This window comes from Priestia sp. FSL P4-0332 (assembly GCF_038005845.1).
Classification (GTDB): Bacteria; Bacillota; Bacilli; order Bacillales; family Bacillaceae_H; genus Priestia.
This window is the reverse complement of record NZ_JBBOUA010000001.1, coordinates 1,180,509-1,202,993: the sequence shown is the minus strand read 5'-3', so window position 1 is coordinate 1,202,993 and position 22,485 is coordinate 1,180,509. Positions and strand designations below refer to the sequence as shown.

The 22,485-nt window shown below is 38.2% G+C and carries 26 protein-coding genes, 1 pseudogene and 1 riboswitch; of the genes and pseudogenes, 12 read left to right on the top strand and 15 right to left on the bottom strand.

Going from position 1 to position 22,485, the window contains the following annotated elements:
* Positions 1-163: 163 nt before the first annotated feature.
* The 4 genes from MKY06_RS06135 to MKY06_RS06120 all read right to left on the bottom strand — a co-directional run bounded on the left by MKY06_RS06135 (position 164) and on the right by MKY06_RS06120 (position 3,875).
* A complete protein-coding gene (locus MKY06_RS06135; protein WP_289912326.1) occupies positions 164-664 on the bottom strand; it encodes a MerR family transcriptional regulator in 501 nt (166 codons plus the stop codon).
* A gap of 137 nt (positions 665-801) precedes the next feature.
* Positions 802-1,599 (bottom strand): phosphotransferase family protein, encoded by a 798-nt coding sequence (locus tag MKY06_RS06130; protein WP_223272338.1) that lies wholly within the window; start codon positions 1,597-1,599, stop codon positions 802-804.
* 370 nt (positions 1,600-1,969) lie between these two features.
* Positions 1,970-3,136, bottom strand: coding sequence for an ABC transporter permease (locus tag MKY06_RS06125; RefSeq protein WP_064471459.1), 1,167 nt, complete (start codon positions 3,134-3,136; stop codon positions 1,970-1,972).
* Position 3,137: 1 nt separating this feature from the next.
* Complete coding sequence (locus MKY06_RS06120) at positions 3,138-3,875, bottom strand: ABC transporter ATP-binding protein (protein WP_013055919.1); 738 nt, start codon at positions 3,873-3,875, stop codon at positions 3,138-3,140.
* A gap of 175 nt (positions 3,876-4,050) precedes the next feature.
* On the opposite strand from MKY06_RS06120, the gene MKY06_RS06115 reads away from it, so the two are divergent.
* The 3 genes from MKY06_RS06115 to MKY06_RS06105 all read left to right on the top strand — a co-directional run bounded on the left by MKY06_RS06115 (position 4,051) and on the right by MKY06_RS06105 (position 7,238).
* Positions 4,051-4,749: a LytR/AlgR family response regulator transcription factor gene (locus MKY06_RS06115; protein ID WP_029325060.1), complete on the top strand. Its 699-nt coding sequence runs from the start codon at positions 4,051-4,053 to the stop codon at positions 4,747-4,749.
* 17 nt (positions 4,750-4,766) lie between these two features.
* Positions 4,767-5,717: a sensor histidine kinase gene (locus tag MKY06_RS06110; protein ID WP_340960445.1), complete on the top strand. Its 951-nt coding sequence runs from the start codon at positions 4,767-4,769 to the stop codon at positions 5,715-5,717.
* A 219-nt stretch (positions 5,718-5,936) separates the two neighbouring features.
* Complete coding sequence (locus tag MKY06_RS06105; protein WP_013055916.1) at positions 5,937-7,238, top strand: NCS2 family permease; 1,302 nt, start codon at positions 5,937-5,939, stop codon at positions 7,236-7,238.
* A gap of 31 nt (positions 7,239-7,269) precedes the next feature.
* Here the strand turns inward: MKY06_RS06105 and MKY06_RS06100 are convergent, their stop codons facing one another.
* Positions 7,270-7,464 (bottom strand): hypothetical protein, encoded by a 195-nt coding sequence (locus tag MKY06_RS06100; RefSeq protein WP_013082184.1) that lies wholly within the window; start codon positions 7,462-7,464, stop codon positions 7,270-7,272.
* Positions 7,465-7,638: 174 nt separating this feature from the next.
* On the opposite strand from MKY06_RS06100, the gene MKY06_RS06095 reads away from it, so the two are divergent.
* Both MKY06_RS06095 and MKY06_RS06090 read left to right on the top strand, forming a co-directional pair.
* On the top strand, positions 7,639-8,808 hold the full coding sequence (locus tag MKY06_RS06095; RefSeq protein WP_013055914.1) for an MFS transporter: 1,170 nt from the start codon (positions 7,639-7,641) through the stop codon (positions 8,806-8,808).
* 23 nt (positions 8,809-8,831) lie between these two features.
* Positions 8,832-9,155: a hypothetical protein gene (locus tag MKY06_RS06090; protein ID WP_116299042.1), complete on the top strand. Its 324-nt coding sequence runs from the start codon at positions 8,832-8,834 to the stop codon at positions 9,153-9,155.
* Here MKY06_RS06090 and MKY06_RS06085 read toward each other — a convergent pair.
* Positions 9,083-9,529, bottom strand: a complete 447-nt coding sequence (locus MKY06_RS06085; RefSeq protein ID WP_013055913.1) for a GNAT family N-acetyltransferase — start codon at positions 9,527-9,529, stop codon at positions 9,083-9,085. The two genes, MKY06_RS06090 and MKY06_RS06085, sit on opposite strands and share 73 nt — an antisense overlap.
* 113 nt (positions 9,530-9,642) lie before the next feature.
* Here MKY06_RS06085 and MKY06_RS06080 point away from each other — a divergent pair, with 113 nt between their 5' ends.
* Positions 9,643-10,047 carry a CotG/ExsB N-terminal domain-containing protein gene (locus MKY06_RS06080; RefSeq protein ID WP_098476401.1) on the top strand — a complete coding sequence of 135 codons (405 nt, stop codon included), beginning with the start codon at positions 9,643-9,645 and terminating at the stop codon, positions 10,045-10,047.
* 147 nt (positions 10,048-10,194) lie between these two features.
* On the top strand, positions 10,195-10,992 hold the full coding sequence (locus MKY06_RS06075) for a VOC family protein (RefSeq protein WP_029325057.1): 798 nt from the start codon (positions 10,195-10,197) through the stop codon (positions 10,990-10,992).
* An 18-nt stretch (positions 10,993-11,010) separates the two neighbouring features.
* Here MKY06_RS06075 and MKY06_RS06070 read toward each other — a convergent pair whose 3' ends face one another.
* From MKY06_RS06070 to MKY06_RS06050, 5 genes are all read right to left on the bottom strand, one after another.
* Complete coding sequence (locus MKY06_RS06070) at positions 11,011-12,624, bottom strand: M20/M25/M40 family metallo-hydrolase (RefSeq protein ID WP_029325056.1); 1,614 nt, start codon at positions 12,622-12,624, stop codon at positions 11,011-11,013.
* A 469-nt stretch (positions 12,625-13,093) separates the two neighbouring features.
* Positions 13,094-13,336: a hypothetical protein gene (locus tag MKY06_RS06065; protein ID WP_028414204.1), complete on the bottom strand. Its 243-nt coding sequence runs from the start codon at positions 13,334-13,336 to the stop codon at positions 13,094-13,096.
* Between the two features lie 67 nt (positions 13,337-13,403).
* A riboswitch (SAM riboswitch) is annotated at positions 13,404-13,505 on the bottom strand.
* Between the two features lie 63 nt (positions 13,506-13,568).
* A complete protein-coding gene (locus MKY06_RS06060) occupies positions 13,569-14,723 on the bottom strand; it encodes a M20 peptidase aminoacylase family protein (protein ID WP_098278357.1) in 1,155 nt (384 codons plus the stop codon).
* A gap of 47 nt (positions 14,724-14,770) precedes the next feature.
* Positions 14,771-15,277: a GNAT family N-acetyltransferase gene (locus MKY06_RS06055; RefSeq protein WP_013055906.1), complete on the bottom strand. Its 507-nt coding sequence runs from the start codon at positions 15,275-15,277 to the stop codon at positions 14,771-14,773.
* 203 nt (positions 15,278-15,480) lie between these two features.
* A complete protein-coding gene (locus MKY06_RS06050) occupies positions 15,481-15,675 on the bottom strand; it encodes a hypothetical protein (protein WP_223272336.1) in 195 nt (64 codons plus the stop codon).
* Positions 15,676-15,976: 301 nt separating this feature from the next.
* Here MKY06_RS06050 and MKY06_RS06045 point away from each other — a divergent pair, with 301 nt between their 5' ends.
* Positions 15,977-16,729, top strand: a complete 753-nt coding sequence (locus MKY06_RS06045) for a M48 family metallopeptidase (protein ID WP_078081588.1) — start codon at positions 15,977-15,979, stop codon at positions 16,727-16,729.
* Between the two features lie 212 nt (positions 16,730-16,941).
* On the opposite strand, the pseudogene MKY06_RS06040 reads toward MKY06_RS06045, so the two are convergent.
* Positions 16,942-17,366: pseudogene (locus MKY06_RS06040) on the bottom strand (DUF1259 domain-containing protein).
* Between the two features lie 255 nt (positions 17,367-17,621).
* Here MKY06_RS06040 and MKY06_RS06035 point away from each other — a divergent pair.
* The 3 genes from MKY06_RS06035 to lepB all read left to right on the top strand — a co-directional run bounded on the left by MKY06_RS06035 (position 17,622) and on the right by lepB (position 19,432).
* On the top strand, positions 17,622-17,960 hold the full coding sequence (locus MKY06_RS06035; protein WP_098278356.1) for a YmaF family protein: 339 nt from the start codon (positions 17,622-17,624) through the stop codon (positions 17,958-17,960).
* A gap of 394 nt (positions 17,961-18,354) precedes the next feature.
* Positions 18,355-18,690: a LapA family protein gene (locus MKY06_RS06030; protein WP_013055901.1), complete on the top strand. Its 336-nt coding sequence runs from the start codon at positions 18,355-18,357 to the stop codon at positions 18,688-18,690.
* A gap of 190 nt (positions 18,691-18,880) precedes the next feature.
* The gene (gene lepB / locus MKY06_RS06025; RefSeq protein WP_013055900.1) at positions 18,881-19,432 is read left to right on the top strand and encodes a signal peptidase I; all 552 of its coding nucleotides are present in this window, start codon (positions 18,881-18,883) and stop codon (positions 19,430-19,432) included.
* 36 nt (positions 19,433-19,468) lie between these two features.
* Here the strand turns inward: lepB and MKY06_RS06020 are convergent, their stop codons facing one another.
* On the bottom strand, positions 19,469-19,915 hold the full coding sequence (locus MKY06_RS06020) for a YndM family protein (RefSeq protein ID WP_016763336.1): 447 nt from the start codon (positions 19,913-19,915) through the stop codon (positions 19,469-19,471).
* A 140-nt stretch (positions 19,916-20,055) separates the two neighbouring features.
* Here MKY06_RS06020 and MKY06_RS06015 point away from each other — a divergent pair, with 140 nt between their 5' ends.
* A complete protein-coding gene (locus MKY06_RS06015) occupies positions 20,056-20,931 on the top strand; it encodes an aldose 1-epimerase family protein (RefSeq protein WP_029325052.1) in 876 nt (291 codons plus the stop codon).
* A gap of 144 nt (positions 20,932-21,075) precedes the next feature.
* Here the strand turns inward: MKY06_RS06015 and MKY06_RS06010 are convergent, their stop codons facing one another.
* Both MKY06_RS06010 and gloA2 read right to left on the bottom strand, forming a co-directional pair.
* On the bottom strand, positions 21,076-21,942 hold the full coding sequence (locus MKY06_RS06010) for a gamma-glutamylcyclotransferase (protein WP_013082166.1): 867 nt from the start codon (positions 21,940-21,942) through the stop codon (positions 21,076-21,078).
* A 5-nt stretch (positions 21,943-21,947) separates the two neighbouring features.
* Positions 21,948-22,346: an SMU1112c/YaeR family gloxylase I-like metalloprotein gene (gene gloA2, locus MKY06_RS06005; protein ID WP_014461134.1), complete on the bottom strand. Its 399-nt coding sequence runs from the start codon at positions 22,344-22,346 to the stop codon at positions 21,948-21,950.
* Positions 22,347-22,485: the final 139 nt, after the last annotated feature.

Genomic DNA, 22,485 nt, shown 5'->3' with positions numbered 1-22,485 from the left:
TGTATTTACGAAAGTATTTCACTTTCTTAACTTAATTAGTTTTATCAAATTACTAAGCGTTTCGTCAACTATTATTGAGATTTTTTTCCACAAACCTGTACGAATTGATGTATTTTTCATAAAATTCCATAAAAAAGCGATTTACCGTTATGGTAAATCGCTGCTAGTAGCTAAAAATACCGGTTAAAAAGCTTCTCCATCTAGGAACAGGCTTTTTGGCTTTTAAGCTATCTTCACTTTTTAACTGACTTTCAAGTTCAACTACTCGATTTTCTAATTTCGTAATAACTTTATTTAATCGATCGATTTCTGAACGATGCTCTAAAATTTGAAACGTCACTACTTCTCCTGCTTTTTCTTCTGTACGCTTTTCATTTTCAATCAGCCTTAAAAAAAGCTGATCAAGCTGCTTTTGCATGTCTTGCGCACGTTCATCAGATATAACGACTCCCTCTTTTTCTACTACTTTTTCTACCACTTTGACGACGGCTTGACGATTGCGGTTTTTTTGAAACTTTCTAAGTGCTTCAACATTTTCTTCTGTAAACTCACAGTGTCCCGACTCATTTCTCTCTAGCTCGATATCGGCTATTTTAACCCATTTTAATACCGTACTTGGATGTATTCCCAGCGACTTTGCCACATCTACCGTTTTCATCGTCATGTTCCATCCCTCCATTTTTTTCATTTACTAGCCATTTCGAGAGAAATTTTTAAATCCCTTCATACGTGACAAAACTAGTATGAATTCGTCAAAGAAAGTGGACGTTCAACAAATGAAGAAAATGATGTCATTATTGCTTAGAAAAACTCGTACAATCCTTCTGCAAAATAACAAAATTCGTGCTGTGAAATCCCCTTGCCGTATCCATTAAAAAAAGCCGAGCGTTCTTTACCTGTAAAGATTCCGTCTTCAAAGCGCACAGCAAGCGCCATATCATAACGAGCGTCTCCCCAAGTTCCTCCGCTCCAGTCAATAACAGCTGTTATCCGACCGTCGTGCACAAGTACATTATCAATCGTGTAGTCTCCGTGAATAAGCACCTCTTGTTTGCATATCATGTTTTGCTTCTGCAGTTGTTTTAGCAGCTGTTGATTTCCGTCTACCTTATAGTGGATTAAATTGTACTCTGCCTCTTGCAGCATTCGGTGGATCCACAGCTGCTTACTCACTAATTGTTCTGGACACTTCGCATCGTGAATACGAGCAAGAAGACGCCCCATTTCATAGACAATGTACTCGCGCTTTTTTTCATTATCTTCTTTCTCTAAATACTCTCTTACCGTCTTTCCTTCAAAAAATTCTAGCAGCAGCCAGCTTTGTTCTGCTGTTTGAACAAACTTGTAAGCTCTCGGGCTTTGAAAATCTGTCAGTGCTTGTATATTCTTTAATACACAATATTCCTTATATAACCATTTTCTGTACTTTTCCCCTTTTGTCCGCTTTAAAACATACCTTCCTTTAGCGGTATGAAGGATACCAACATCCGACGTACATCCCTGCTTTGGAAACGTCACTTTTTCGATTTGTTTCACATACTTTTTTATAGAGTCAGGAATTTCTTCTACTATAATAGGAATAGGCTGCAACTGTCTCACTCTCCTTTCTTTCTACATTCTCTTTTGATTGCTCTTTCCCTACAAAAAGGATAAGACATAACGAAATCACTTTAATCTAGAAACAAACAAATGTGGTAAATGAGCTGTTATGAAGCGCTTGTTACGCCGCTGTTGATTTCCGTGCAAGACTTCGCTTTCCGCGGGCGGCCGGTGAGCCTCCTCGTCGCTTCCGCTACAGCGGGTTCTCACCTGTTCCGCTTTTCCCGCAGGAGTCTCCGTCTTTCCCTCCAATCAACAGCTAGAAGCAGCTAACTACATACTTGAAACATACGTTCACCATTCCAATAAAAAAATCCGAACGATTACTCGTTCGGACCTTCCTTCAACTAAACTACTTTTGCCCAGTCTCTTAACCTTTACCAAGCACCCAGCGGCTTTTCGTAAACATCGTATAACCAATCGTAAATAAAACAATAATGCAAACCGACAAGCTGCCTATTGTATAAGTAAGACTTTGCATGTCATAGACGCCGTAGAGAAGCTGTTTCATGAGTGCAAATACGTTATAAATAGGAATTAAAAAGACATTGGACTGCAGCTCGTTTACGGATTTTCCCATCAGTAAAAAGCATGGCAGTATCGCTACTGTAACAATTTGCGATGTATAGCTTTGCGCTTCTTTAACGGAACTTGCTAAGAGACTAAAGATACAAAGAATTAGCCCTGCTAATAAGGCAAACAAAGTGATAGCCACTAGTAATGAAGCGCTAAAAGCAATGAGATGATTATTTAGGTTCAAGGCATCATTTAACGTCACGGTAAAGTAGCGTACAAAAAGCACAAATGAAATAGTAGAAAGCACTCCGCTTAAGACCCCAAATGTAGAAATAGTGAACCACTTCCCTATTAGTAAATGTAGTCTTTTAATAGGAGCCATGAGTAGAGCTTCCATCGTTTTTCGCTCTTTTTCTCCTGCAAAAATATCATTAGCGGAAGGTACAATACCTCCTAACACCCCTATAGCAATAATCATAGGAGCATAAATTGCCACCATAATTAATGAACTATTATCTTTATTTGAAAGGCTTTGTTCCTTGACATAGAAGGGCTGAATCGTTTGATCATTAATATTTAATTGTGTTAAACGTTCTTTTATAATGCCGTCCCTCTGTTTATTTAATATAGCTGTAACGTACTCTGTTGTATGTGAAGATTCTACGCTATCTGGACTTGTATAAATCATTACGTCCGGCGATTGCATATGGAGAATTTTATCAGAAAATTTCTTATCAACCTTTAAAGCTACTGATGCTTTGCCTTTTTCTACTGTTTGAAGTGGATCTTCGCTTTCCACAACTTGAAGGTTTCTATCTTCCTTTAACCATTCCACTACACTTGTATCTGAGCCTTTCTCAACAGCTATGGACATACCATCAGGTTGATTACTAGACATCATTCTATCTACAAAAAACAGCATCCCTATATTTAACAGAATCGGAATCAACACGCTAAAGATAATCGTTTTGCGATCTCGCAAACAATCAATTAACTCTTTTTTATAAATATGCCAAATCATATTAAGCCCCCCTCACGATACGCGACATAAAGATGTAGTTTAAATCTGTGCTTTCCTCTTCTTTATAAAGCTGTTCATTTGTTCCTTGATAAATCATTTTCCCTTTATGAATCATGATGATAGACTGACACAGCATCTCCACTTCTTCCATAATGTGACTGGAAAAAATAATCGTTTTCCCTTCTCTTTGCAGACTTTTAATAAGCTCACGAAACATGTTTGCCGATGTAATATCTAATCCTGTAGTCGGCTCATCAAATAGGATAACGTCCGGGTTATGGAGAATAGTGCGTGCAATGGCTACTTTTTGACGCATTCCTTTTGAAAAGCCTCCGACGCGGCGATCCAAGTAGTCTTTCATTCCAAAACGTTTGGCCAGTTCCTCAACCCTTATCTTTGTTTCATGTTTGCTCATGCCATAAAACTTGGCAAAATAAGCTAAGTTTTCACGAGCGGTCAAACGGTCGTATAAGCCTGTTTCACCGCCAAAAAGCACGCCAATTCTTTGTTTTATTTTATCGGGCTGTTTATGAATGTTAATTCCGTGAATGAACATATTACCTTCCGATGGTTCAAGTACAGTCGACAGCATACGTAAAAGAGTTGTTTTCCCCGCTCCATTTTCACCTAATAGCCCTACAATTTCTCCTTGTGCGATGGTTACATGAATATCTTGAACAGCTGCAATTGTTTGCTTTTTCTCTTTAAAATATTTCGTAACACCTTTGATTTCAATCATATCCGCTCTCCCCTTTTACTGTGATTGACTATATCTTAGCTTATTTTTCATACAGCATCTTCCATCTTGTCATAAAGAGGGTTTTTTATGTCGCGAAACGTCCTTTCCATCTTGAAAATCATGGTAAAATAGTGTGGTAATATCCAATAGAATGAAACAAAGAGGGTTTTTATTTATGAAGGTAGGATTAGTGGACGATCATTCATATGATTTAGAGAAATTGAGGATTTCTTTAGAAAGAGAAGATGATATAGACATACTTTTTTCGACTAGCAGCGCAGAGGAAGCTTATAACAAAATTAAAAAAAATGAAATTGATTTATTAATTACAGATATTGAAATGCCAAAGCTATCAGGTTATGAGCTTGCAGACTTTATCAATGCTTACGCACTTGATATTCAAGTCATCTTTGTCACTGGGCACAGCGGCTTTGCCGTTCATGCATTTGAACTCAACGTTTTAGACTACATTATGAAGCCTTATTCTAAAGAGCGTCTGTTAAAAGGCATTCAGCGTTTTCATCAAAAAAAACAATCAACTGACACAAGAGATAAGCTTATTTTAAAACAAAAAACCGAAATGCAGGTGCTGAACAAACAAGATATTATATTTGCAGAACGAACGGGTCGCTCTACCACAATCATAACGACAAATGGAGAGTTTAGTACCTATCAATCATTAAACGAAATTGAAAAAGAATTAACAGGGAGTCATTTTCTAAGGTCTCATCGAGCTTTTATCGTCAACATTTCCTATATTCAAAATTTCTCCCTGTATACTAAGCACTCCTACTCAGTGATGTTTCAAAGCACCGAAAAAACAGCTTTAATCACGAAAACAAATTTAGACATCTTGCAAAAAGAATACTTTTAAAGGAGGGACTATCTAAAATGAAACTATTTTACATACTAGTTTTACTAACTGTTTTCGTGCTCCTCTTTTTTAAAGACCTGCCTGTTAGTTTACATCTCCTACTTAGTTCTTTTATAATTGGTTCATTTTTTATATGGAGAAAGAAATATCAAACGGCTCCTTTAATAAATATAAAAAAAGCAATCGTAATCACGTCTTTTTTCCTGCTTTTATTTAGCCTATCTTCACCTTTTAGTATTGGCCTAACCGTTATCGCAATGATTGGTTACATGACCGACATGTTTTCTTCTTATCAACAATACATATTTGTAACCAACCGGGAAAGCAGTGCTTCGCGTGAAATTCAAAAGAACAATGAGCTTTTTCAAGCGTTAAGGGCTGAAAAACATGATTTTATCAAACATGTCAGTGCCGTATCCTATCTTCTAGAAACAAATCAAAGACAGCAGGCACAAGAGTACATTCAAGATTACGTTGAAGCTTTGAATGATACACATTCATATATTCAAGGTGAACATTCGCACGTCGCTTCTGTTGTACATCAATGCAAGAATCAAGCACATACGTGGGGAATACATATGAATGTTCAATTAGATTCACCGTTATCACAGCTGCCTTTAAAGCACCTTGACCAAATGAATCTCATCATGAATTTACTGCATAATGCTTTAGAAGCCGCTCATTCTTCTGAGAAAAAAGAGATAACTGTTTCGAGTATGATTCGAAGTGGCATTTACATTTTAGAAGTCAGCAATTCTACCGCTCCTTTATCACGAGAGCGTCAAGATCACTTGTTTACTTCTTTTCATGTTACAGAAAAGAAAGAACGCCACGAAGGCCTTGGCACGTGGATCATTTCTGAACTTGTTTCCAACTACCACGGACGCTTGGAATATACGTATCACGATTTAACTCTTTCCATTAAAATAAAATTTCCGATAGTCGTTGCCTCAAAACAAGCAACATAGCCGCTGTAGCCCAAGCGGCTTTTTTTCGTATGAGCCTCTTCGATACGCACACACTATAAAAAGCACCGAAAATAAGAAATATTTCACACTTGTTTTAGCTCTTTTATCGTCACTTTTTTAGTTTTTGATTTTTTATATGCAAATCTATTGCATTTCAAGTAAAAAACGAATATTATATATCATGTTGCTTTTAATGTTCGTTATTTTTGGAGGTTACTTATGTTTAAGTTAAAAGAATATAACACGGATGCTAAAACGGAGATTTTAGCTGGTATTACAACGTTTTTAACCATGATTTATATCGTCATTGTGAACCCAGTTATTTTGTCCAGCGCCGGCGTTCCTTTTGATCAAGTATTTACAGCTACTATTATTTCAGCAGTCGTAGCTACGCTATGGATGGCTCTTGCAGCTAACTATCCAATCGCTATTGCTCCCGGTATGGGAATGAATGCATACTTTGCTGCTTTAGTTGTTGGTTCAAATGGAAGCATCGACTATGCTACTGCTTTTTCAGCTGTATTCGTAGCGGGTATTATCTTTATCATCCTATCGTTAACATCGTTTCGTGAAAAATTAATTGAAGCTATTCCAAACAATTTAAAGCACGCGATTAGTGCTGGTATCGGTTTATTTATTGCTTTTATCGGGCTTCGTTCAGCCGGTATTATTGTTGCAAATAAATCAAATTTAATTGGACTTGGTGATTTGCAGTCTGAAAAAGTAGTTTTAACACTGATTGGACTTGCGATTACAATCATTTTATATACGCTAAATGTAAACGGCGCTTTATTCTTCGGTATGATTATTACGGGATTAATTGCTTTCTTTAGAGGACAGCTTTCATTTGATAAAGGTTTGTTTGCTTCTCCTCACCTTCCAGACGGCTTAATGATTTCAAATCCTTTTGCTGCTTTTGGAGATGTTATTCATCATGATTTGTACACAGTTGTTTTTTCTTTCTTACTTGTTACAATTTTTGATACAACAGGTACAATGGTAGGAGTAGCTCAACAGGCCGGTCTTATGAAAGGTAATAAGATGCCTCGCGTACGTCAAGCATTGCTTGCTGACTCATTTGGTACAACGATTGGAGCTTTATTTGGTACAAGCCCAACAACAGCTTACGTTGAATCTTCATCTGGTGTAGCAGCAGGCGGACGTACAGGTCTAACGGGTGTGACGGTAGCCATTTTATTTATTGTTGCAGCGTTCTTTAGTCCGGTTGTAAGCTCGGTTTCTGGCGTAGCAGCTATTACTTCACCTGCATTAATTATTGTCGGAAGCTTGATGATGGGCGCTGTAGCTAAAATTAATTGGAATGACTTTGATGAAGCGTTCCCTGCCTTTTTAGTTGTTCTAGCGATGCCTCTTACATCAAGTATTGCCACAGGAATTGCGCTTGGTTTCATTTCTTATCCGTTAATGAAGCTGGTAAAAGGAAAAGGCAAACAAGTCCATCCGCTTGTGTATGTCTTTGCTGTTTTATTTCTCTATCAGCTCATCTTTTTACCGCATTAAAAAAGCTTGGAGATTCGTCTCCAAGCTTTTTTTATTGAAAGTGATTGTTATTTTCTTTTGTTTGATAAAGATAATTTTCCACATAGATTTGTTCTGCATCAGAAGCATTCTTTATTCCTTCTTCTGGATCTAACTCGATACTTCTCTTTTTAGCTATATAATCCACTAGCGCCCCAAACCCTAAAAGACCGCCTATGATCCCAGCAAATACAATCCATATTGGCAATCGCTTCACGTCCTTTTTCTTTTAATTGTATCATTCTCAGCACAACAGGTAAATATTAACATAGTTATCCATTTGTAAATAAAACGCTTTTTACCAAATATACGTAAAAAACTTCTTTGTATTTGGTATACTAAACTCACAGCATGTTCTACAGAGAAAGGGGCTTAATTGCATATGAACAAACAGCTTGGAACGTTAATGTTTGTTATTTTTATGGTATTTGTCGGCTTTGGAGTGATCATCCCCATCGTACCTGAAGTTATTCGTGCCACGGGTGCAAGCACGGTCAATTTAGGAATACTAATGGCTAGCTATTCGATCGCATCTTTTATTACTGCACCTTTTTGGGGGAAGCTTTCCGATATAAAAGGCCGGCGTCCCATATTACTTTGGGGCTTACTCGGCTTCAGCGCAAGCTTTTTTCTTTTTTCGGTGGCAGAAAACTCTCTGACTTTAATGTATACGTCGCGCATCATCGGAGGTTTGTTCGCAGGAGCTGTTATTCCTTGTGCTTTTGCATATGCTTCTGATAGTACAGATGAAGAAAACCGCACGAAAGCAATGGGACTGTTAGGAATGTCGATTGGCTTAGGCTTTATTTTTGGACCGGCATTAGGCGGCGTCCTTTCATCTTTCGGCTTGTTTGTTCCCTTCGTTATCTCTGGTATCTTGTCACTGATTATGACAGCGTTCTCATTCTTTACGTTAAAAGAATCTTTACGAAAAGAATCTGCTGCCAAAGTACAGACATCGAGATGGCATGACTTCACGTCAGATTTTCAAGGAGCTATGAAGTATTTATATGTTCTTTCATTTTTAGCGACTTTTACGCTCGCTGGTTTAGAAGCTACTTTTCAATTTTTTCAAATAGCGAAAATTAATGCTACTCCTACCACAATCGGATGGATGTTTATGGCGAGCGGTTTAACTCAAGCGCTGATTCAAGGCGGTGTGCTGCAGCGATTTAAAAAAGGAAATGAAAAAAAGCTGATGGCCATTGGCTTATTGGTTTCAGCAATAGGATTTACGTCTATTTTGTTATCTTCTAGTGCCGTTAATGCTACCTTATTTTTGTGCATATTTACAGCAGGAAATGCCCTTATTCGTCCTTGTGTCCTCTCATTAATTACGATGAGAACCAAAGTAGGATATGGCTCTGCTTCAGGGCTAACTGCCTCAATGGATAGCTTAGGGCGTATTTTTGGCCCTCTGCTTGGTGCATTTGCCTTTAAACTCAATATGACGCTGCCTTTTATTATCGGAGCAGTTGTCACTTTAGCTGCTTTACTGCTGATTCAGCGCCATACAGCTCTAGATTATTCTGAGCAAACACTCTCATCGTAGAGGCTGGGAAAACATTATTTTAGTTGAAAGAAGATCCGAACGATGAATCGAGATTCTTGATGGAGAATCCAACGCGTTCGGATTTTTTTATTGTTATGAGTATACTAGCTGTGTTGATTGGAGAGCAAGGCGGAGACTCCTGCGGGATAAGCGGAAGCGACGAGGAGGCTCAGCGGCCGCCCGAGGAAAGCGAAGTCTTGCACGGAAATCAGCAGCGGATTCCTACTAGCGCATGTAGCTCATTTGTTGGTCTTTGGATTAATTTAGCGATGTCTCAATCTCTTTTCATCGTTACTAACACAAGATTATCAGCAGCTGCAGTACGTTTTATAATTGAAAACCGATGAGCTTCGTATAGCTTAATCGCAGGTGTATTTTTTTCGGCTGTAGACACGATACATTCACATTCAGAATATCTTTGAAGTACATGTGTTAAAAGACGGCTTCCGATTCCCTTTCGAAAGTCCCGAGGACGCACAACGAGGCGGCAAATCGTTAATCGCTCATTTTCTTTTTCAAACGACAGCACTCCTGCTAGCTTACCTTCAATCATTTCTCCGATAAACACTTCCTTGCTTTTCATAATATCTTCTTTGCTTTCTGTAAGCTGAGGAATATCTGAAAAACCAATGAGCCTTGCTTCTTCTTGATAAGCTTCTACTTGCACAGCTACTATTTGAAGAGCGATATCCACTCTTTGATGTTCGAGGATTTGAAGCATGAAAACCACTCCATTTCTTTCACAAATTTAGACTAATTCCATGTTTTCACTATATCCAAACGCCTTCCTTGTACATATTGTATTATGTACCGAATTAGCCAGGAGGTGTTTATATGCATATCAATGCTGAAAGAATTAGAGAAGCAACAGAAGCGATTGCTTCTACTGAGCTTGAAACATTTATGTACCAAGAGCCAACTGCTCGTCACAGACGCTCTCGTCGTCGTTCTACTCGTCGCACTACTCGCCGCACTACTCGCCGTTCTACTCGCCGTTCTACCCGCCGTTCTACTCGTCGTTCTACTCGCCGTTCTACCCGCCGTTCTACTCGCCGTTCTACTCGCCGTTCTACTCGTCGTTCTACTCGCCGTTCTACTCGTCGTTCTACTCGTCGTTCTACTCGTCGTTCTACTCGTCGTTCTAGCCGTCGCCGCTGTCGCTGCGGTTCACCTTGCTGCTCATATCCATGGTTTAATAAATCATTTGGCTGCTTTAAAGGGCATGGCTGTCGTCGCTAAATAAATCTAAAGCAAGTCGAGTTTAAAACATACGCGGCTTGCTTTTTTTAAGATTTTTGTTTTACATAATCATTCGTTTTACTCTTCTAAAAAAAGAAAACAACGTATAATAATGGGAAAGAATCTCTCTTAAAAGGAGGCCTATCCATGCACTTATCTTTTGATCATCTTGTTCATTTTTCACCTGATCCTATTAAAGCTCAGAAAGAACTAAACGAATACGGAATAAATGTCGTTAAAGGCGGCATCCATGAAAAATGGGGCACTTTTAACACGTTGGCTTATTTTAACCTCAGCTATATTGAATGGCTTGGGCTTAGAGATATCGCGTTAGCTCAAACTGTTACAGATAATGACCTTATTCAGCAGCTTGTTAACGAACATACACCGGTTGGTCATTTTGGTCGATTTGCACTCCGTACAGATGATATGGATTTGCTAATAAAAGAGTTGGAAAGCAAGAATGTCACTGTAAAAGGTCCTGTAGCGGGTTCTCGTCAAACCAATGATGGAGAAAGACTTGAATGGAAAATGTGTTTTATTGAAGCTGACCACGATTCCCTGCCTCTTCCTTTTTTTATTGAATGGGGTGAACCAGAAGAAAAACGCAAGCCAAAGCTAGCGGCTCTTTCTTCTCACCAAGCTGGTCAGCTGCAGCTAAAAAATATTTACTGTGCTGTACATAACCTCGAAGAATCCATCAGCAAGTGGACGAAACTGCTGGACATTCAGTCTGCCGAAAGCTACAAAGACTCTTTACTTAATGCACGTTGTCAAAAACTATATGTCAATGGAGGAAACCTTATTTTTTGCAGCGGAACACAAGGTGTTGTCCATGATACATTAAAAAAAGTTGGAGAGCGTCCATTTTTGGTTGAATTAGATCACGCTCTAACACCGCAACAAATTACCGTACAAGGAGCTTCTTTTAAATTCAACAAATAAACATCCGCAGACGGATGTTTATTTGTGTGCTTCCTTTATAGCTTGATAAATGAAATGAGGCAAAATTTCAAAGGAATACTGAACGTCTAATCTTTCGGTCCATTGATGCGCATCTCTTCCCAGCGGTCCAATGTTCAGCACCGGCATCTTCAGCTCCTCTAGCTCTTCTAGCGGGATATGATACCCTTTATTCCATAGCGGCATATTTGCTACCAACGTGTTAAATGTATGAAGCGGATGCTGCAGGCTGGCATAGCTTAAATCCGAAATTCCGCCAAAATAACTTTGTTCAACTAGCTCCACTTGGAATTGCTCTTTGGCAATTGCCTGTACGTTTGACAAAATCTCTTGTACAAACGGATCATCATGTGAACAAACGGCCGGATAAAGAGGCGGCGTAAAAAATAAGACCATCATCGGAGCTGCTTCTTTACATAAACCAGCTAAAGAGTTTACTAATTTAATGGTTTTATTTCTATCATCATCCTCTTGTGCCAAAAGTGCTGCTTCCATTTCTTGCACATATTTTTCACCATGCTGTTTGACTGCATGAGTATAAAGTTCTTCATACGTCCATACGTTCACGTCAAGAGATGAACCCTCCATTCCCGCAGCGTACTGCCTAGCGGCTTTATTATAGTGTTTTTTCACATTCAAAGCCGCTTTGTCAGCCGATTTCAACAGCAGATCTGTTACTTCTTTAAGAGAGCGGTTTAACATAAATAAATTAAATAATACAACGGCAGAGTGCGGAACTTGAACTGAATACTCTTCTTTTAAATCTTTTTGTATCAGCACCGTAGGAGGTGGACTCGTTTCTTCTCTTACTTTTTCGCAAAAATCAACGTTTAATTCTATTTCTTTTGTTAAATAAGAAGCTAGTAAATTAGCATTTAAACCAGCTAGCGGTTCCCCTACATGAGTTTCTTTTCCATAACACAAAAAGCTTGGCATGATCTTCCCAATCGATCCTGAGTACACATAGTTCGTTTGATCTCCAGGATAGCGGCTGAACACTGGTTCTGCATTTAGCATGAGAGAAAAATCCAGCTGATGTTTGCGGGCAAGTTCTAAAAGAACAGGCACTGCTTTTCTCATCCCAAGCGAATTTACTTCTTCATCCGGCACCGACAGCAGCAGGATGTTTCCGTCAAACTCTCCGTTGCATGCTCGTTCAACCATACTGATATGCAGAGCAATGCCTGCTTTCATATCCATCGTTCCTCTGCCAAAAAGCCAGTCTCCTTTTATCATATCCTTTTGTACGTGCGCCGGAACTTGTTCCATATGGTTATAAAAAGTACTCGTTAATGTATCAGCGTGAAAAGCATCCTTTTTCCACTGTCCATAATCTTGTACATCCACTACATCGTAATGACTTACTAGTACAACTGTTTTATTCGTATTTTTCCCTTGAACAAAAGCTGTGACAATCGATCGCCCGTCTCCTGTTGAATGAAGCTCGACTTGCTCGTTTTTTTGAAAGTAAGGCAGCTTCAATAAATAAGACGCTATCGATTCAGCCATTTCCACTTCTGCCATCGTTCCTGTCACGCTAGGTATAGAAACCAATTCGCTTACAAGTTTTTTTAACTGTTCTTTTGTTTGATACAAAGATGTTTTGTTCGACATAACCTTCATCTCTTTCCTTTTTCTAAATTTTCTATCAAACAAAACCATTCGTCAATCCCTTTGACAGAGACTCTTTCATTCTATCCCTATGTATCATAGTATGGCGCTGCCTTTACGCACATGATAAAAAAAGAGTGTGCGGCTAGGGATAGCACCGCACACTCTTTTTTTACTTTTCGTCATCTTCTAAAAAGTCTAGGATACGATCAATAAGCTGTTCGCTTCCTGCATCGTTTCCGTGTTCAAGAGACATTTCCATTTCAATGCTCCTTTCATAAAATATTCTTGTTTTATAACATACCACAATTCATTTCGAATGTAACCTTTAATTTGTGTAAAAATTTCGACAATTTATGATTAATTTTAAAACCTGTTGAGTATTGATTATACCCACCAGATTCTTTGCTTGTCAAAAACCATGCTTTCTATTTAAAAACACTTAAAAAATAGAGGCGCGAGCAGACTTCTTCTATAAAAGACAGCCTACTCGCTCAAGCTTGGAACAGCATGATGAATAAATTTCTAGTTCATTTGCTTTTTGTACATCTTTAATATCTATGCCTACAGCATATGTACGAACATGGTTTTCGACCACAATTTCATAAAATGTTTCTAATTCCCGATAAGCTACTTGATAATGCTTTCCTAATAATTTCACTGCTTCCTTTAATGCTTTCTCTCCTGTATGTGCTGCAACTGCTGTATGGCTCATAAAACCCTCTCCTTTTAGAAAAATAAAAAAACTCATTTTGCTTTGATGCAAAATGAGTTTTTCACCCGTTTTATCACCCAAAGCACATGCTTTGCTGGTAGGAGCACCTTACATTCGTAGGTTGCTGTGGAGTCAAAGAGCCAGATCTCTCGTCCACTCGTGATAACTTTTTTAATTTAAAATTTATTTTATCAAACAATTCCATCCCCGTAAATAGAAAAATAAAAATATTTTAATTTTTTTGGTAATGGAATGAATTCAAAAAATGAAAGCTTAGATTAGCAAAATAAGAAGCTGCTACAAGTAATGCCTCTTCATTTAATGAAAAAGAAGGATGGTGCCATTCATATTCTCCAGCTGTACCCATCCATACAAAAAATCCTGGTACATGCTGCTGATATACGGCAAAATCTTCTCCTCCAGGCGATTGTTCAGCTTCTACGACTTGATAACTAAGATCCTCTGCCGCTTTAGTAACTAGTTTTTCCAGCGTATCATCATTGTTTACTACAGGAAGATATGGATACCATTTAACGTCTACTGAAGCCCCGAAAGCTGCGCCAATCCCTTCAGCAGTTCGTTTCATAAGAGCCGGTATTTTTTCTCTCGCTTCTTCTTGAAAGGTACGCACAGTTCCTTCAAGCGTTACTTTGTCAGGAATGACGTTCCACGAGCTCCCTCCATGGATTTGAGTTATGCTGACAACAACATTTTGAAAGGGGCTGAGATTACGGCTGACAATGGTTTGTAAACTAGTAACAATTTGACCAGCAGCAGCAATTGGGTCTATTGTTTTTTCAGGGATACCTGCGTGACCTCCTACTCCTTTGACGTCAATTTCAAAACGATCAACACTTGCCATTAAAGGTCCCGGTTTGATACCAATGGTCCCTACAGGAAGATCCGGTTTGTTATGCATCCCAAATATCGCTTCCACTCCTTCGAGCACACCTTTTTCAACTAGCATTTTTGCCCCAGAAGCCGTTTCTTCGGCTGGCTGAAAGATAAATCGAACCGTACCGCAAAGCTCCTGCTGACGCTCTTTAAGAAGGATAGCTGCTCCGATTATAGAAGCCGTATGAAAATCATGGCCGCATGCGTGCATAACACCGTTCACTTCAGAAGCAAATGGCAGATTGGTTTTTTCTTCAATTGGCAGCGCATCAATATCAGCTCGAATAGCGATAATAGGTCCCGGCTTTCCTCCCACAATTTCTGCTACTGCTCCTACGTCTAATTGGAATTCATCCGCTATAGAAATATCATAGTGTTTTAACCACTTTTTAATACGTTTAGTTGTTTCATATTCTTTCATTGAAAGTTCTGGAAACCGGTGCAGCTCACGGCGTATGTCTATTAGTTTATTTAGTAGTAATTGATCGGTCATATTTATCACTCTTTCACATTTCTTAATTTGGATCACTTCTCTATCTTTTACGACAAATAGTGTACCTCATTGAATTTTTTATAAAGAAATACGGTCGTATAACCTTCTGCAAGGTGCTTTTCTTTAGCTTGAACATATCCTTTTCGTTCATACATCTCAACTAACCAAGGATGTTCTTTTGCTGTTCCTAAAGACACACCTGGTGATTTAAACGTATTTTTTATTACCTCTTCCTCTACTAGATGCAGCAGCTTAGAACCAACGCCTTTCCTGGCAAACGACGGGTCCACTGCAAACCACCAAAGATGCGGAACAGCAAACGGACCTGGATGTTCTCCCCAAGGCATTCGTATAGATACAGTTGCAGCGATTCTTTTATCTTCTTCATATACATAGCAAAGGTTTTGAGAAATATTTTTCTTAACAAGGGCAAGATCAGCAGTAGCTGCTAAGAAAGGAATGCCTCGCTCTCGAATAGGCTTATATGCTTGTAGAGTTAAGTTCAATAAGTTATCTGCGTCGTCATTTGTTGCCAAACGGAATTCATTCTTCATCTCTTCGTCTCCTTATGCAGTGTTTAAATATTTTATTTAACTTATAAGTTTACTAAGAATTAAAAAAGACAGACTGCCGCCTTGCGTACTCACTATACAACTGCTTTTATAACGTGTCAATTTTCATTATCTCTTTCTATGAAAGCTATCATAAAAACCAATACTTACAGTTTCTTATACTGAACAAATATCAATAAATCCCCTTACGAAACCCCTTTCATTACTTTCGTTAAATTTTCAACCGCAATTATAGAGCGACGTATGATAAAATAGAACACGGTAGTTGTAAGAAAAGCAAACAGAAATGTAATCACTAGCATAATCGAGGCTGCTTGCTCTTGTTTCATAATAAGATAATAATTTGTCACTTCAATTACAGTAAGTGTTATGACCATCATATATAGCATTTCACATGTAAACTTTGAAACGCTTTTTTTATTTTTCATTTCCTATACCATCTAAAGAAATAGAATGTCTAATCTATATTAGTAGTATCGGCATATTTTTATATGTTTTTGTAAAAACTAAAGAAAAATTGAAGCAATTATTATTGGCGCTTTTCCACTAAATATTGGAATACATATCATTCTGCAAGGCGCTGCAACAGCAGTTGATAACTGTCTGATTATTCTTTTATTTGACCAACCTCTACCTTTGCTTATAAAATGAAGATTTGTAGAAAGGAGTACGAAAAATTTTATGTATACGTATCAAACAGGCAATCAAACAATTGACTACAAAATTGAAGTCGTTCCAAATAGAACCGATATCACGGTGCAAATTTGTGACAAAGAAGGGGTAAAAGTTATTATCCCGAGAGGTCTTAATGAAAATAATGTGCGTTCAATCATCGCACGCAAAGCAACATGGATTTTAAAACAACTAAACGGTTCACAGCCAGCTGAGGAAAAGCCAGCTGCTCCAAAGAAAGAAGCAGTAAAAAAAGAAACAGCTAAAAAAGAGGCTCCTAAAGCAGCAGCTTCTGCAGCTAAAACTGGTTCTTTTGAAGAAGGAGACAAATTCCCTTACCTAGGACGTCAATACCGCTTAAACATCGTTCGTGGAGATGTAGCAAAGGCTGAAATGACATTCCGTGCAAAATTCATTGCTACAGTACCTGAGAGCTGGAACGAGCAGCAAATAAATGAAGGTATTGGACAACTATTAACAGAATGGTACCAAGGCCGCGCAGGTGAAAAATTCCAAGAAGCTTTGAAATCTGTTAAAAAAGCAGCAGACAATGCTCCTGAATCTGTTAAGTGGGACGAGTTAGGTGAAGAATACGCTACGACTCAAGATAATACAATCGTATTAAACTGGCGTTTGCTAACAGCTCCTCTTGCAACAATTGAATATGTCATTGCTTCTCAATTTACAAATGCAGATGAGTTATTCGAAGATGCAGCTGAACGCAAACAGTGGTTAAGCGATAACACCCTAAACGCATTTTAAGTTTATACATAAAAAAAGCACGCGGCGAACGCGTGCTTTTTTTATTTTGATAGAAGTACTCGAATAATCTCACTGCTCAAAAATTAGTTAACCTGATAGGTTCATTCAAGTGCATCTTATAAACCAATATATAATATACATGTTTAAAGTTTTATTAACCTAATTTTAAAAGCAGTAAGTAAGACTAAACTTATTCTATTAAAAACTGCTTTCTATCCTTTTAATACTCTAAACGCTTCTCTTACTTTTCGTGCAAAATCTAACGGTGGCTCTACGGATTCAAAGTGCATATACATTGCTCTCGGTTCTTCAAATAGCCAATGGTTGTGAACGGCTGTAACCTTAATATCTCTTTTTCTAAGCTCCGTTAATAATGGATTTACCTCTTCTTGCAAAATACCTCTTCTTGCAAAAGCACGGTTTCACCTAGATTTAGCGCTCTTCCTTTGCTATCTAAATCTTTAAAAGTGAAAAATTGAGGAGTAACTAATGGAGAGCGTGTTGGACGCCCTAAAATTTTAAAACGAATCGTACGAAACTTTTGTACCAAACAAACGCCATTTTCATCTAAACTGCCTTGTCCACCTAGAATTCTCGCAAACTCCTGACATAGACTCTTTTTATTTTCCCAACTCATTATGCTGACTTCCTCTCTTATAATAACTTGTCCTTCCTTAATAAATATATGTGAAAGTTATCAAGTAGAAACGGCAAACACACACAGGAAAACTACCCATTTTATAAATCCGGATTATCAAAAGTCATATTTATTTTTCTTTGTTCATATCAATAGCATGTATTTTTGAATTTAACTAAAAAGAGAAATTCAGATGCTCATTTAAAGAATTTACTTAAACAGTTTTTTTAAATTGAATTTGTAGGGGGAAGTAAAATGAAAAAAGTAGGCAAAGATGATTTTATTTCAGGGTTTGTTCCTCATCATAATCATGGCTCAGTGGACTACACTTCTGTTGCGTCAGGACATGTCCATCAGTGCCTCGATGTAACGTCTCCTCCAATTCAAAGCGAGGATGGAAGCCACATTCACTATACAGAAGGCTATGTTGTTTTTGAAGACGGACATACACATCATTACAAAGCCTACTCTGGTCCCGCTATTCCCATTGGCAACGGTATGCACGTTCACTATTATGACTTTTATACCAGCGAAGACAACCAGCATCGACATCATGTCAAAGGTGTAGACCACCCTGCTCCGGGCGATAGATAATGAAATAATTTAATGCACTTAAGACAAAGTCTCAGCTTCTGTACTGATTTATATCTTGTGTTTATATACCCCTTTATTAAAAGTGAGACCTTTAATAGATAAAGGTCTCTTTGTACATATATGAGTTAAATGCAAGTCTCTCCCTCTGCTTAAGCAAAAAAGGATACGCGAGCTCTTTATTCCAAAAATTCGACATACCAGGTCTTTGCACATGTCAAAGTTTCTACACCAATCGATATATTGTGTTTTAAAAGAAAGATATATATAATCAAGAAAATGTTTGATTTTGTTTAAATGTGGATACGTATACCTATAAGCAAGATAGCAAACACTTAAGATGGGTGGTTACGCTATAAAAGTTGTAATGACCATGTAAAGAAAGGAAGTGCAGCTTATGAAAGGACAGAGCTTTTTTATTTTAGGACTTATATTTGCTCTTATCATTGCTGTTTTAGCTGTAATTAACAACGATCCGGTACAATTTAACTATGTATTTGGTTCACAAAAATGGCCTCTTATTTTAATTATCTTAACAACGGCCGTGTTTGGAGGAGTTGTTGCTGCTTCATTGAGCTTTGTAAAAATTGTTCAACTAAGAGGACAAGTGAAACAGAAAAACAAGCGAATTGCTGAACTTGAAGAAGACATCAAGCAGCATAAGCCTGTTGAGCCTGTTGTGGAAGAAGAACCAAATCAACCAGCTACTCGAACTGAGCGCGCTCAGTTATAATAAAGAAGAGCCGTTATTCTCTAGAATAACGGCTTTTTTCATTTTTTGTTCCCTCACGCATATTTTTGGCATACACGCATAAACAGATAGATATGGAAAACTTTAGTTCTGAGTGGTACAATCAACACTGTTATATCTCTATGAAAAACTTAAATTGACAGTCTTACCGTTAAGAAGGTGTTCATCCATTATGGTCAATAAAAAAATAAAGCGTGAAATTCTTACATACACAAGCGTCATCCTCGGCACCGTTTTGCTTTCTGTTGTTGTTCAGCACTATTGGTTTCAGCCCTACACTGTAAAAGGCGATTCGATGAAGCCTATTTTACACGAAGGCAATCGAATTATTATTAACAAACACAGCAAGCTGGAGCGCTTTGACATTGTCGTTTTACAAGCTCCCTATAGCAGTGATTTTCTAGTAAAGCGTATTGTGGGCTTACCAGGAGAAACGGTGGAATACAAAGATGATGTTCTGTATATAAATAACAAAGTCAAAAAAGAGCCGCATCTTCATAAATATTTATCCAAAGTACCCGCTTACGAGCGATTTACTGAAAACTTTTCAACTTACGAACTGTCTCCAGACGGCACGATACCGGATGGATACGTATTAGTGCTAGGTGACAACAGACGCATTAGCCGAGATGGCAGGCATTTCGGCCTCACTCCGATTTCTTCGATCATGGGAGAAGTCAATATGAAATACTGGCCTTTAAAGGAAATGACTTTTATGCATTAACACAAAAAAAAGAAAGCTCGAAAGTGAGCTTTCTTTTTATTTTGGATTTTCCTTGTTTTCTACATGCTGTTCTTCAGCAAATTCTGTGTCATATGCTAGTTTTCGCTTAAAAGCGGGACGCGTTCTTGCTGTATGTTTCGTTTCAATATGGTTGAATAAGTAGCGGTGAACAAAAACCTCAGCGAATGTAATAATAGCTGCAGAAATAATACTTCCCCAAGCAATTTGAACGTAGCTGTCTAATAACAATGTGCCAAAAATCCATACGCTCATATAGGTTAGAACAAATTCAACAATAATGGCATCACGGTTGCCCACTCGAGGCAGTACAATTCGATCCACTACTAAATATGTCACAACTGTCGTTAGCAAGCTAAAGGAAATAATGTCTCCGATGGTTGCATCAAAAAACAAATCAAGGCCTATACCAAACGCAATAAGTGCCGCTGCAAATTTAATGAGCAATAATGTTGCATGATTCATATTTGAACCCTCCTTTTTCTATTTAATTTGAACAAAAATAGGGAAATTAATACCTTTTTTGCCAAGAAGGGTATAATATAAGCAAAGCCAGTACGTTTGAGACTGCTCTAGCGTACAAGAATAATTTAGGAGATGTTGTAATGATTGTACTAGAAAACAACGAAATGAAAGTCAGCATTCAAGAAAAAGGGGCGGAAGTTGTAGAAGTATTTCATAAAGAAAAAGACCTGCAGTTTATGTGGAGCGGCGACCCCGCTTATTGGGGACGAGTATCGCCCGTATTGTTTCCGATTGTAGGCCGATTAAAGAATGATCAGTATACCGTTGATCAGCGCGTATACTCTTTGCCTCAGCACGGTTTTTTACGTGATTCTACTTTCAGCGTGATCGAACAAACAAACGAAACAGCACGGCTGCAATTTGCTACAAATGGCCGCTTTAAAGACGTATATCCGTTTGAATGTTCAGTTGAAATCAGCTATCGTCTGGAAAACAACCGATTAACGTTTCAGTGGAAAGTAGTAAATGAAGATAAAGGCGATATGTATTTTTCAATTGGAGCCCACCCTGCTTTTCGTATTCCGTTACGTGAAAACGAGCAGATTTCTGATTACTTTTTAGAAATAGAGCCTTCTGAAACTACGCCAAAGGAATTTGTATTAAAAGACGCTCTTATTCATGAAAAAGGGGCTGCAGAAAATTTGCACCAGCTGCCGCTAAGCGCAGATTTATTTGCAAATGATGCGTTAATTTTTAGTGATATTGACGGAATTACGATTAAATCGACGGTTAATGAAAATCAAATTAACGTTCAGTTCAATGATTTCCCGTATGTCGGTATTTGGTCAAAGTATGATGCAGAAAATCATACAATCGCTCCTTTTCTTTGCATCGAACCTTGGTTTGGAATTGCAGATACGCATGATCACAACGGAAATTTTAAAGAAAAATTAGGCATCAACCGTTTATCAAAAGACGGTGTATTTCAAACAGAGTTCTCTGTTTCCTTTAGCTAATGCAACACATAACAAAATCAATCCAATCAACAGCTAGAAGCAGTTAAATAGATCTTCGTTCACCATAATAATGAAAAGCTCCAAACGATTACTCGTGCGGAGCTTTCTTAAACTAAACTACTTTTGTCTCTGCTTCTTTTTATATTAGTTATTTACAACATCACTATTTTTTAGCGCATGGACTTGCTCTATTAGCTTCTGAACGTATTCTTCGCTGAGTACACCTGTTGCTCCTCGAATAATTTCAGTCGAATAGTGATCCGGAGGTGCGACTTCTTTTTCTTTATTTAACACAAAAAAAGTAAGAACATGATCCACCATCTTACCTTCATGCTCGACAGAAATAATAGCAGGACGATAACCGTTATTATCTACGCCTTCTCTGCCATACAGGTACGTAATGGCTTCAGGCGGGACGCGGTATAGTTTGCCTTCAACGACTCCGCCTTCTTCAACCATGTCTGCACGTCCTCCGTCATGAATAACGTGGTTATATCGAAGCGTATAGCCTTTAAAAACAGCTCTGCCGAGACAGTCTTGGAAATGCTGATCCACCCCGTGCTTAATAAAACGATCGTTATCCATACATGAACCGTAAGCAAAATACAGCATACCTTCTAATAAATCTTCTTTCCACACGCGCCAGTTTCCGCTCGGGATAAATTCGTGCAGCAGCGAACGATCGCTTGCCACATAAACAACGGCTTCAAATTCACCTTGGTCCGTTTCAACCGTTTGCACAACTTTATCATATTCATTGTCTTTATGACCTTCATGAATGTATCCTTCTAATTCATCAAGAGCCTTCCACATAAGCTGATCGGTCACTTCATATACTTCTCCGTACACAATATGTTCACTGTCGATATCAAGCATAGGATAGCCTTGCTTTGTGTCATATAATTTCCCTTTCGTTTTTGCCTGCTTGGCAATAGGGCGCGCATGATGCAGCAATCCGTGATTACCTTCTCCTTCAAGAAGCGTTCCGTATACAAATAAATAATTGCACATACTCCTTATTCCCCCTCTTTCTCTTCATAAAGCTCTAGCGGTAACCCGTCCGGATCAGCAAAAAAAGTGAATTTTTTTCCCGTTAGTTCATCTACCCTAATAGGTTCCACATCAATCCCTTGCTGCTCTAGTTCACGCTTGGAATCCTCTACGCTTTCAACCGCAAAAGCTAAATGGCGTAAGCCGCACGCTTCAGGTCTTGAAGGACGTTGTGGCGGATTTGGAAACGAGAACAACTCAATTTGATAGCCAGGAGCTACTTCTAAATCTAGCTTATATGAATCTCTTTCTTTTCTATATGTTTCTTCTATAATCTTGCATCCTAACACATTTACATAAAAAGCTTTTGAACGTTCATAATTACTTCCTATAATGGCTACGTGGTGCATTCGTTTTAAATTCATTTCATTCTCCCATAAAAACCCTTTTCTAATCATCCTACACAAAATGCCGGCAAACATCAAATAATTACGTTATCACCTTTGACTAGAGTGATAAAAGTCACGGACATGGCGCCTCATAACAAGTAACATAACAACGAGG

Bases quoted from the DNA above. Each gene is read 5' to 3' on its own strand.
- MKY06_RS06135 (WP_289912326.1), bottom strand. From the start codon at position 664: ATGACGATGAAAACGGTAGATGTGGCAAAGTCGCTGGGAATACATCCA.
- MKY06_RS06125 (WP_064471459.1), bottom strand. From the start codon at position 3,136: ATGATTTGGCATATTTATAAAAAAGAGTTAATTGATTGTTTGCGAGAT.
- MKY06_RS06120 (WP_013055919.1), bottom strand. From the start codon at position 3,875: ATGATTGAAATCAAAGGTGTTACGAAATATTTTAAAGAGAAAAAGCAA.
- MKY06_RS06115 (WP_029325060.1), top strand. From the start codon at position 4,051: ATGAAGGTAGGATTAGTGGACGATCATTCATATGATTTAGAGAAATTG.
- MKY06_RS06110 (WP_340960445.1), top strand. From the start codon at position 4,767: ATGAAACTATTTTACATACTAGTTTTACTAACTGTTTTCGTGCTCCTC.
- MKY06_RS06105 (WP_013055916.1), top strand. From the start codon at position 5,937: ATGTTTAAGTTAAAAGAATATAACACGGATGCTAAAACGGAGATTTTA.
- MKY06_RS06095 (WP_013055914.1), top strand. From the start codon at position 7,639: ATGAACAAACAGCTTGGAACGTTAATGTTTGTTATTTTTATGGTATTT.
- MKY06_RS06085 (WP_013055913.1), bottom strand. From the start codon at position 9,529: ATGCTTCAAATCCTCGAACATCAAAGAGTGGATATCGCTCTTCAAATA.
- MKY06_RS06080 (WP_098476401.1), top strand. From the start codon at position 9,643: ATGCATATCAATGCTGAAAGAATTAGAGAAGCAACAGAAGCGATTGCT.
- MKY06_RS06075 (WP_029325057.1), top strand. From the start codon at position 10,195: ATGCACTTATCTTTTGATCATCTTGTTCATTTTTCACCTGATCCTATT.
- MKY06_RS06070 (WP_029325056.1), bottom strand. From the start codon at position 12,624: ATGTCGAACAAAACATCTTTGTATCAAACAAAAGAACAGTTAAAAAAA.
- MKY06_RS06065 (WP_028414204.1), bottom strand. From the start codon at position 13,336: ATGAGCCATACAGCAGTTGCAGCACATACAGGAGAGAAAGCATTAAAG.
- MKY06_RS06060 (WP_098278357.1), bottom strand. From the start codon at position 14,723: ATGACCGATCAATTACTACTAAATAAACTAATAGACATACGCCGTGAG.
- MKY06_RS06055 (WP_013055906.1), bottom strand. From the start codon at position 15,277: ATGAAGAATGAATTCCGTTTGGCAACAAATGACGACGCAGATAACTTA.
- MKY06_RS06050 (WP_223272336.1), bottom strand. From the start codon at position 15,675: ATGATGGTCATAACACTTACTGTAATTGAAGTGACAAATTATTATCTT.
- MKY06_RS06045 (WP_078081588.1), top strand. From the start codon at position 15,977: ATGTATACGTATCAAACAGGCAATCAAACAATTGACTACAAAATTGAA.
- MKY06_RS06035 (WP_098278356.1), top strand. From the start codon at position 17,622: ATGAAAAAAGTAGGCAAAGATGATTTTATTTCAGGGTTTGTTCCTCAT.
- MKY06_RS06030 (WP_013055901.1), top strand. From the start codon at position 18,355: ATGAAAGGACAGAGCTTTTTTATTTTAGGACTTATATTTGCTCTTATC.
- lepB (WP_013055900.1), top strand. From the start codon at position 18,881: ATGGTCAATAAAAAAATAAAGCGTGAAATTCTTACATACACAAGCGTC.
- MKY06_RS06020 (WP_016763336.1), bottom strand. From the start codon at position 19,915: ATGAATCATGCAACATTATTGCTCATTAAATTTGCAGCGGCACTTATT.
- MKY06_RS06015 (WP_029325052.1), top strand. From the start codon at position 20,056: ATGATTGTACTAGAAAACAACGAAATGAAAGTCAGCATTCAAGAAAAA.
- MKY06_RS06010 (WP_013082166.1), bottom strand. From the start codon at position 21,942: ATGTGCAATTATTTATTTGTATACGGAACGCTTCTTGAAGGAGAAGGT.
- gloA2 (WP_014461134.1), bottom strand. From the start codon at position 22,346: ATGAATTTAAAACGAATGCACCACGTAGCCATTATAGGAAGTAATTAT.